We start from the raw sequence: 9088 nt of genomic DNA, 5'->3' as shown, positions 1-9088 counted from the left end.
TAAAATCCCAAATCTCAAATCTAAAATCGATGTGCACTGCGATCGTCCCGGTGGCGGCAATTCAGTCTAAAATCTAAAAATCTAAAATCTCAAATCTAAAATCTAAAATCGATGTGCACTGCGATCGTCCCGGTCGCGGCAATTCAGTCTAAAATCTAAAAATCTAAAATCTCAAATCTAAAATCTAAAATCGATGTGCACTGCGATCGTCCCGGTCGCGGCAATTCAGTTTAAAATCTAATCATCTAAAATCTAAAATCTAAAATCTAAAATCGATGTACAGTGCGATCGTCCCGGTCGCGGCAATTCAGTCTAAAATCTAAAAATCTAAAATCTAAAATCTAAAATCTAAAATCGATAGGTTGTGCAACTAAAACAAGTAATTATCGCCCACAAAGCCAGAGATACCCTCAGCCAGAGGTGGGCAGAACAATGTGCCCGCCAATTAGAAAGTCGCGGGTGTCAGGTTTTAATGGGGCCCAGTGGCCCGAAAGATAACCCGTATCCGGTGTTTTTAGCTTCTAGTAATACCCCAATTGATTTAGCGGTAGTTCTGGGGGGCGACGGTACGGCCCTAGCTGCAGCGCGGAATTTGGCGGCTGACGGCATCCCGATTTTGGCAGCGAATGTGGGGGGACATCTGGGTTTTTTAACCGAGTCTTTTGAGGATTTCCAAAAGACTGAGGAGATTTGGGACAGACTTGCGGAAGATAGGTATGCTGTGCAGACGCGGATGATGTTGCAGGCAACAGTTTTTGAGGGAAACAGAACCAATCTCGAACCCCAAAGCGATCGATTTTTGGCACTAAATGAAATGTGTGTCAAACCTGCTTCAGCCGATCGAATGCCGAGCTGTATTCTAGAAATGGAAGTTGACGGCGAAGTAGTCGATCAATATCAAGGCGACGGTTTAATTGTGGCAACTCCCACCGGTTCGACTTGCTACACTGCATCTGCCAACGGGCCGATAATGCACTCAGGAATGGAGGCGATCGCCGTTACTCCAATTTGCCCTTTGAGTTTATCCAGTCGGGCGATCGTCCTCCCGCCCGGTTCAGTCGTCAGCATTTGGCCTTTAGCAGATTACGAACTCAGTACCAAACTCTGGACAGACGGGGTTTTAGGTACTGCAATTTGGCCAGGACACCGCGTAGACGTGCGGAGGGCGGACTGCGAAGCCAAGTTTATCATTTTGCGGGAAAACTATTCTTATTTCAACACTTTGAGGGAAAAACTTCACTGGGCAGGAGCCAGAATTCGGTACAGCAACAATCACCGCAATTAATCCCAATCATCGACCATTAATCATTAATCTGTAGGGGCGGGTTTTACCAACAATATTTGCCTAAAATCAATAATCTCATAAACCCGCCCCCACAAGGCGATAAATCGCAATTTACATTTTTATGCTTCGAGCGAAAGAAAGGTTGATCTGGGTTATTAGTGTGGGGGCGGGTTTATATAGATGGTTGGCGGTCATTAAATATTATTCGTAAAACCCCCCCTACAGGATGCTATTTTACAGGCAAAACCCACCTTACCCAACCCATAATCTACAGACAAAACTCTGTTAAGATCGCTCAATATCTTGACAAACAGCCTGATCTATGCAGATTTTCAAAAAATCAACCCGACCTTTCAACCCTCAAGATACATATCCCTGTCCCGTGTGCCGCACCGGTCAAATTTCTACCATGCCGATGATGGACGCCCTAGCTTGCAACTTCTGCCAGCACATTTATACCGCAAGCGTTGAAAGACAATCGCTCCAAATGGCCGATCGCCAACCGCCCGTAACTTGGCACTGGAACGGCAAACAGTGGATAGGAGCCCACCTCGAAGGCGTAGAATTCGGATGGCCCTACTGGGCAGCGGCTATTGGTCTAATTTTCCTTCCCACTACCTTGCTGGGACTTTCAGCTTACTATTTTCCCCCGGTTCCCGGCAGCAGGTTGTCGTGGCTGCCCCTAGCTTGGACAGGCTTAGCTTTTTTGTCCCATTTAGGCATTGTGCTGTGGTTGGTAGGTGAATTTTATCAATTCCCGGTGGTAACTTACTTCAGAGCTTGGGGGCGCAGGATAAGCCGGCGCTAACTTAAATGCTGTCTAACAGCCGATCGTCCGAGGGCTTCCCACCGACATCGATCCAGGTAAAATTAGAGGCGATCGCAAAATTAAATTCCCAATCAGCACTGAAGCAGCTATAATCGTTAGCTATTCTAAATAGTCAAAAGCAAACGCATTGCGATTTGTGAGGAGAGCGATGAACATACTTGGAATCTCGGCGTACTATCACGACAGCGCCGCAGCCTTAATTCGCGACGGAGAAATTATAGCAGCAGCGCAGGAAGAAAGATTTTCCCGCAAAAAGCATGACGCCAGATTCCCTAAGAATGCGATCGTTTATTGCTTGAAAGAAGCGAACATAGATTTGCGGGAGCTCGATCGAATAGTCTTTTACGACAAACCTTTAGTCAAATTCGAGCGCCTTCTCGAAACCTATTTAGCCTACGCACCCCAAGGTTTTCGCTCTTTCCTAGCCGCCATGCCGATATGGCTCAAAGAAAAGCTTTACCTCAAAACCATGCTCAAAAGAGATCTGGCAGCAATAGCAAACTGCAAAACAAATAAACTGCCATCTCTGCTATTTACCGAACACCACCAATCCCACGCAGCATCCGCATTTTTCCCCAGCCCGTTTCAAAAAGCAGCCGTTTTGTGCCTCGACGGCGTGGGCGAGTGGGCAACAACCTCAGTTTGGTTGGGAGATGGGAACCAACTTACACCTCAGTGGGAAATCGATTTTCCCCACTCCTTGGGTTTGCTTTATTCAGCTTTCACCTATTACACAGGCTTCAAAGTCAACTCTGGCGAATACAAACTCATGGGTTTAGCTCCTTATGGCGAACCCAAGTATGTAGACAAGATTCTCAACTATTTAATCGACCTCAAAGATGACGGAACTTTTCGTTTGAACATGGATTATTTCAACTATACAGTTGGCTTAACCATGACAAACAAGAAGTTTGACGAACTGTTTGAAGGGCCGCCGCGTCAAGCTGAAGGAAAATTGACTCAGCGAGAAATGGACATTGCAGCTTCCATTCAAGTTGTTACCGAAGAAGTTGTTTTGCGACTGTGCAGAACAGTTAAAAAAGAATTGGATGTTGATTATCTTTGTATGGCCGGCGGCGTTGCTCTCAACTGTGTTGCTAACGGCAGACTCTTGCGGGAAGGTATTTTCAAAGATATTTGGATTCAGCCGGCAGCAGGAGATGCTGGCGGTGCTTTGGGCGCGGCTTTGGCGATTTGGTATCAGTATTGCGAACAAACTCGCACTGTGAGCGCGAACTCGACAGCAAATAGTAGAGAAGCCCTCAAAACTGAACTTATCACTACAAACGCAGCGGTTGAGGAGAGGACGGAAGTTCTCACTGCCAACCCAGCGGTGGCAACTGTGGCGAAGTCGGTTGCTCATTTAACTTGTCACGATCAAATGCGGGGCTCATATTTGGGCCCAAGGTTTACTGACGCAGAAATTCTCGAATATTTGGATGCTGTCAAAGCTAGCTATCATCGATTAGATGATGCCGAATTAATGCCGCAGTTGGCGGAAATTTTGGAACAGGGAAATGTGGTGGGATGGTTCCAGGGGCGGATGGAATTTGGGCCGCGGGCTCTGGGCGGTCGATCGATTATTGGCGATCCCCGCAGTGCTAAAATGCAGTCCGTGATGAACCTGAAAATTAAATATCGGGAATCTTTTCGACCTTTTGCTCCGTCAATCTTAGCCGAACGAGTTGCGGATTATTTCGAGATTGACCATTCTAGCCCTTATATGCTATTGGTAGCACCTGTCAAATCCAGTCTCCGCATTCCCATGACTGCGGAACAAGAGCAGTTGTTTGGCATTGAAAAGCTCAACATTCCGCGATCGGAAATTCCGGCTGTCACCCACGTCGATTACTCGGCTCGCATTCAAACTGTTCACAAAGAAACCAATCCTCGCTACTATGACTTAATCAGCCATTTTGAAAAGCGATCGGGCTGTTCTATTGTGGTAAATACTTCTTTCAACGTCCGAGGCGAACCCATTGTTTGCACTCCAGAGGATGCTTACCGCTGTTTCATGCGAACCGAAATGGACTATCTGGTTTTGGAAAATTACTTGCTTCCCAAGTCAGAACAAATTCCTTGGAAACAAGATGATGCTTGGAAAAATGAATTTGAACTAGATTAATTATTAGTAAGTTGGCAGTGGGCAGTTGTGAGTTGTTAGTTGGCAATTGTCATTCTTCCTTCTTCCTTCTTCTTTCTTCCCTCTTCCTTCTTCCTTCTTCCTTCTTCCTTCTTCCTTCTTCCCCATGAGCGACGAAATTAAAAAACTCGACAAAAAAGGCTTGCGCGATTTCGGGCTGCTAATTGGCGGCTTGATTGCAGTGCTGTTCGGTTTAGCAGTACCTTTACTGCGGCGGCATTCTCTACCTTGGTGGCCTTGGGCAATCTGCGGAGTGATGGTGCTGCTAGCATTGGTGGCGCCGAAATCGCTTAATCCCGTTTATCACGCGTGGATGCGCTTTGGAATTATTCTTAACAAAATCGAAACGCCGATCGTCCTAGGGATAGTTTTTTACCTGATAGTTTGGCCGATGGGAGCGATCAAAAACATTTTCGGCGAAGATGCCATGCGGCGAAAACTCAATCCTAAAATGGATACTTACCGCGTCCCAAGTAAAGCAAGAACAAAAGTTAGTATGGAGCGTCCTTTTTAAGTGTTTGAAGCAACTTTAGACTTTCTCAAAGATTTGTGGGCGTTTATGAAAGAACGTCAAAAGTATTGGCTGTTGCCGCTCATTGTGACTTTAGTTTTTTTGGGAGCTTTGATTGTATTGAGTCAGGGTTCTGTGATTGCTCCATTTATTTACACGCTGTTTTGAAATAATGAGCAAGTTGAAAAATTTGGGTGTCAATTTGGGTTTGACACTCGGCGGTTTATTGATGGGGGTGGTAATTGGTGAAATTGGATTGCGGGTAGCCAGGATTGAAGGCTATCCCAAAATAGGAGATTTCGTAGACTCGGCGCCAACTCGTTTTCACACTTCCGATCCGAATTTGGGCTGGAAGCTGAAACCTGGTGCGTCGGGGGAGTGGAATGGGGAAGGTGCGAGTTTTGTGCAGGTGAATAGCGAGGGTTTGCGCGATCGTGAACATACAAAAGTAAAACCTCCAAATACTTTGCGCGTTGCGGTTTTGGGCGATTCTTTCACCGAAGCAATTCACGTACCTGTCGAACAAACTTTCTGGTCAAAATTGGAACGCAAGTTAGGCAACTGCGAAGCTGTTAAGGGACGCAAAAATGTTGAGGTAATGAATTTCGGGGTGCAGGGCTACGGTACTGCTCAAGAATTGATAATGCTGCGAGAAAAAGTGTGGGATTACAGTCCTGACATTGTAATTCTTGCCTTTTTTATTGGGAATGATATAATTAACAATTCGCCACAATTAGAATACGATCGCTACCGACCATTTTTTGCTTACGATGCTAGCGGCAAGCTAGTACCGGATATGTCTTTTCGCAATCTGGCGCCGATCGATCGCAACGAAAGAGCAGTTTCCTTCGTAGACCGAATGCCCAGTTTGATAGTCAAAAATTCGCGCATTTTGCAGGTCATTAAAAAAGTAGACTTAGAAAGGAAAAAGCGCGAGTTATCTGAGGATTTTACCACTTTAAGTACCAAAAACCTCAAGGAACCTGAGAATGCAGCTTGGGAAGAGGCTTGGAGGGTGACAGAGGGTTTGATAGTGACGATGCGGAATGAAGTCGTGCAGAAAAATGCTGAGTTCTTGCTTGTGACGATCGGCGATCCGATCCAAGTTGAACGGGATGCCAAGATGCGAAAAGATTTTACGAAAAAGAACAACATTCAGGATTTGTTTTATCCCGATAGGCGGCTGGAAAAATTGGGCGCGCGCGAGGGTTTTCGGGTACTGAATTTATCCGAACAGTTTCAAGGTTATACTGAAAAATATCAAGTCTGCGCCCACGGTTTTGATAATTCTGTACCCTGTGGGGGTCACTGGAATGAACTCGGACACCGACTGGCTAGTATCCTGATTAACCGCAATTTGTGCGAAAATTTGAAGCAGTCTCAATTCCCCAAAAAACAACCGTAATCAGTCAAATTTCATGAAAGATTCAACGGCGCTGAAAAAAGGCAAAAATATATTAAGTATAATCGCGGTTAATTTGGCGATCGCCTTTATTTCTCTGGAAGCTTTGTCCCTAGCTTTTTATTTTCTCAACCAAAAACAGTTTTTTTATACCAGAACTAAAGCCAAAGAAAAAGTAGTAGAAGATATTGAAAGGATCGGCATTAGACTTGATGAATCTATCGTAGAAAGACTGCACCCACTTTTTGGCTATGTACTCAAACAAGGTGCTTTCACCAATGAAAAATTAAAGTTAAAAGTCAACAAACACGGCTTTTTTTCACTTTACGAATATCCGTTTATTAAAACTAATAAAAATCAAGTTATCATCGGAGTTTTTGGCGGTTCAGTTGCGAATAATTTTGCAGTCGATGAATACGTAACTCGCAGATTGTCTAACAAATTGAAAACTTATCCAGAATTTGCCAACAAGGAAATTATTGTTTTAAATTTTGGGAATGGCGGCTACAAACAGCCCCAACAATTATTGATTTTAAATTACTTTCTGGCTTTGGGTCAAGAATTAGATTTAGTCATCAATATTGATGGTTTTAACGAAGTAGCGCTGTCAAATTTAAACAACAAAGCCCAAGTAGAAATAGGAATGCCCAGCGTTCAGCACATACAGCCTCTGACTGGTTTAGCCAACAACAACTTGTCGCCGGAAGCGATGAGCTCGATCGTGCAAATTAACGAAAACAAAAAACAATTAAAAGCAGGTATTGACAAATTGCAAACTTGTCAACTTGCTTTGTGTCACGCTGTCACCTCGCTACAGGTGAAACAATTAGTCAACAATTACCAGCAAGCAGTTGTCAAGTACGATTCACAAGTAAAACAATCCAACTCCGACACGGCAAATAGCGGTATAGTCTACATTCCCAAAGCTGACTTTGTTTTGCAGGACGCCGCTGCTTTTGAGAAAATGGCATCGATGTGGTATCAATCGTCGATCGGCATGAATCAAATTTTATCAAGTAGAAAAATTAAGTATTTTCACTTTATCCAGCCCAACCAGTATTATCCCACTCAGCGAGCGTTTACCGCCAAGGAAAACGAAATCGCGATTAACAAAGAGAGTCCCTACATTGAAGGAGTGAAAAAAGGTTATCCGGTGTTGTTGTCCAAAGTCGATGATTTGCAAAAAGCTGGGGTTAATATTTTTAGTGCAGTGAATATTTTAGACAATACCAAAGAAACGGTTTACAAAGATGCCTGCTGCCACTATAATTCAGTCGGAGACGAACTATTGGCAAACTATGTTTCTAGTTCTATTATTAAAGTAGTAAGAGAATCGAAATAGAGGTTTATGAAAAATTTAAAATTTCTCAAAAGAGGGCAAGAATTCCTCAAGATAACTTTGATTAACTTAGCGCTTTTACTGGTTTTCCTCGAAGTCGGTTCCTTGGGATGGTATTTTCTCAAGCACAAGCAATTTTTCTATGCTAGAGAAAAGGTGCAAAACAAGTCAGATTTAGGAATTAATTTAGAAGGAGTGCGGCTGAATCAGTCTATTGTTGAAAGGTTTCATCCTTTTTTTGGATTTATTCAACAACCAGGCCCCGATTTTCGCCCTGGTTTTAAGGTTAACAACTACGGATTTATCTCTCCTTATGATTACCCTTTGAAAAAAACCAAGAAAAATCAATTTATTATCGGAGTTTTTGGCGGTTCTGTGGCTTCTAATTATGCAGTATTTGAAGTTCAAAACAAAATTTTGCCTCAATACCTCAAGCAGCTTCCGGGTTTGAAAGATAAAGAATTTGTAATTTTGTCTTTTGCTACCGGAGGCTACAAACAACCCCAGCAATTATTAATTCTAAACTATTTTTTGGCTTTAGGGCAAGAACTGGATCTGGTAGTCAATATAGATGGTTTTAATGAAGTAGCACTTTCTAACTTAAACAATAAAAATCAAGTCGATTTGACAATGCCAAGTATTCAGCACATTTTGCCGCTGACTAGCTTGGCGAATAATAGCCTTTCTACAAAAGCGATGAAAGCAACTATCAGAATCCAAGAAAATAAAGCTAGGATTAGTCAGGGTTTGGAACGTTTGCAAAACTGCTCTTTAGCTGCGTGCGATGCTTTGACTTCTGTTTACGTTCAAAATTTAGTTAATAACTATAAAACCGATGTTATTAAGTTTGAACAAGAACGGACTACACAAAAAAAAGATGACGGCGGCAGCGTTATTTATATCAATACTAATAAGTCAGTTTTACCGGATTCAGCCGCTTTTGAACAAATGGCCCAGAATTGGGTAAAAAGTTCAATTTTTATGCACAAAGTTCTGTCTGCTAGTAATGTGCCTTATTTTCATGTTCTTCAGCCTAATCAATATTATCAGACGAAAAGGGTGTTTAGTGAATCCGAAAAGCAGATTGCTTTTAATAAGGATACTCCTTATGCTAAAGCTGTGCAAATTGGATATCCGGCTCTTTTCAAGAAGTTTCCTAATTTGGAAAAAAATAAGATCAATCTAGTGAATGCTGTCAATGTTTTTGACAAGACTAAAGAGGCAGTTTATGTAGATAGCTGCTGCCACTACAATCAAGCTGGAGAGGTAGTTTTTAGCAATTATGTGGGCAGTTCTATTCTGGAATCTTTGCGGAAAGATGAAAGAAAAAACAAGAAGTGATATTATGTCTGGTTGATTCGTTATTGTACAATTGGCGAACTCGTAGGGGCGGGTTCACCAACAATATATAATGATAACCAACAATATATAAAAACCCGCCCCACTCACTCACCAATAATTCACATCAACCTGATATTTATATTTAATTCCTAAATGTAGGTGATGATTTATCGTTGGGTGGGGGCGGGTTTTTGAGATTGTTTGTTTCCGGCGATGATGGTTGGTGAACCCGCCCCTA

At 42.9% G+C, this 9088-nt stretch carries 8 protein-coding genes; all 8 read left to right on the top strand.

Annotated elements, in window-relative coordinates; translation table 11 throughout:
* The first annotated feature begins 364 nt into the window (after nucleotides 1-364).
* Nucleotides 365-1285, top strand: a complete 921-nt coding sequence (locus QT973_RS11725; RefSeq protein ID WP_333053588.1) for an NAD(+) kinase — start codon at nucleotides 365-367, stop codon at nucleotides 1283-1285.
* Between the two features lie 322 nt (nucleotides 1286-1607).
* Nucleotides 1608-2093 carry a hypothetical protein gene (locus QT973_RS11720; protein WP_333053589.1) on the top strand — a complete coding sequence of 162 codons (486 nt, stop codon included), beginning with the start codon at nucleotides 1608-1610 and terminating at the stop codon, nucleotides 2091-2093.
* Between the two features lie 169 nt (nucleotides 2094-2262).
* Nucleotides 2263-4239 (top strand): carbamoyltransferase, encoded by a 1977-nt coding sequence (locus QT973_RS11715; protein ID WP_333053590.1) that lies wholly within the window; start codon nucleotides 2263-2265, stop codon nucleotides 4237-4239.
* A gap of 124 nt (nucleotides 4240-4363) precedes the next feature.
* Nucleotides 4364-4771 carry an SxtJ family membrane protein gene (locus QT973_RS11710; protein WP_333053591.1) on the top strand — a complete coding sequence of 136 codons (408 nt, stop codon included), beginning with the start codon at nucleotides 4364-4366 and terminating at the stop codon, nucleotides 4769-4771.
* The gene (locus tag QT973_RS11705) at nucleotides 4772-4936 is read left to right on the top strand and encodes a DUF5989 family protein (RefSeq protein ID WP_190657062.1); all 165 of its coding nucleotides are present in this window, start codon (nucleotides 4772-4774) and stop codon (nucleotides 4934-4936) included.
* A gap of 4 nt (nucleotides 4937-4940) precedes the next feature.
* The gene (locus tag QT973_RS11700; protein WP_333053592.1) at nucleotides 4941-6173 is read left to right on the top strand and encodes an SGNH/GDSL hydrolase family protein; all 1233 of its coding nucleotides are present in this window, start codon (nucleotides 4941-4943) and stop codon (nucleotides 6171-6173) included.
* Between the two features lie 13 nt (nucleotides 6174-6186).
* Nucleotides 6187-7512, top strand: coding sequence for a hypothetical protein (locus QT973_RS11695; RefSeq protein WP_333260608.1), 1326 nt, complete (start codon nucleotides 6187-6189; stop codon nucleotides 7510-7512).
* Between the two features lie 6 nt (nucleotides 7513-7518).
* A complete protein-coding gene (locus QT973_RS11690; RefSeq protein ID WP_333391365.1) occupies nucleotides 7519-8850 on the top strand; it encodes a hypothetical protein in 1332 nt (443 codons plus the stop codon).
* Nucleotides 8851-9088: the final 238 nt, after the last annotated feature.

The organism is Microcoleus sp. Z1_A1 (assembly GCF_036700305.1).
Lineage (GTDB): Bacteria > Cyanobacteriota > Cyanobacteriia > Cyanobacteriales > Microcoleaceae > Microcoleus.
The sequence above is the reverse complement of the archived record's forward strand: the minus strand, read 5'-3'. Positions and strand labels throughout refer to the sequence as shown.